This is a genomic window from Sphingomonas sp. jy18, from assembly GCF_056931895.1.
Genome location: NZ_JBXPBT010000019.1, coordinates 1 through 826 on the forward strand (window position 1 = coordinate 1; position 826 = coordinate 826).

Below are 826 nucleotides of genomic sequence, written 5' to 3' on the forward strand. Positions count from 1 at the left end.
GCTGGAGCAGTCCGAGCTGTCACCGCGCGAACTGGCGGTGCGATTTACCGATGAGCGCCAATACTTTGTGTCCGAAGCTACGGTTTACCGCCTGCTCAAGGCCCACGATCTGATCACCAGCCCGGCATACGTCGTGGTGAAAGCGGCTGATGCGTTCCATACCAAGACGACCCGGCCGAACGAGATGTGGCAGACCGATTTTACCTACTTCAAGATCATCGGGTGGGGCTGGATGTATCTCTCCACCGTGCTCGACGACTTCTCGCGCTACATCATCGCCTGGAAGTTGTGCACCAACATGCGGGCCGAGGATGTGACCGACACGCTGGATGTAGCGTTGGTCGCATCCGGATGCGACAGCGCCACGGTGTTGCACAAGCCCCGGCTGCTCAGCGACAATGGTCCCAGCTACATCGCGGGCGAACTGGCTGAATACATCGAGGCCAACAAGATGAGCCACGTGCGCGGCGCCCCGATGCACCCCCAGACCCAGGGCAAGATCGAGCGCTGGCACCAGACCCTTAAAAACCGCATCCTGCTCGAGAACTACTTCCTGCCCGGCGACCTTGAGGCCCAGATCGAGACCTTCGTCGAGCACTACAACCACCGCCGATACCACGAGAGCCTAAACAACGTGACGCCCGCAGACGCCTACTTCGGCAGGGCACCAGCCATCATCAAACAACGCGAAAGGATCAAGCGACAGACCATTGAACATCGGCGCTTGCAACACCGTAAGCTCGCCGCCTAAAACCCAACAACAGACGAGGCCCGCACTCCGCTAATTTACGCCGCGACCTGTGCCAAATGTTCTGACGACGGACAG

Annotated in this window: 1 protein-coding gene; it reads left to right on the forward strand. The window is 59.4% G+C overall.

Annotated features, from left to right (window positions below):
• Nucleotides 1-751 (forward strand): IS3 family transposase (locus tag AC0QC4_RS16630; RefSeq protein WP_483661207.1); only part of this gene is annotated, 751 nt, incomplete at its 5' end.
• Nucleotides 752-826: the final 75 nt, after the last annotated feature.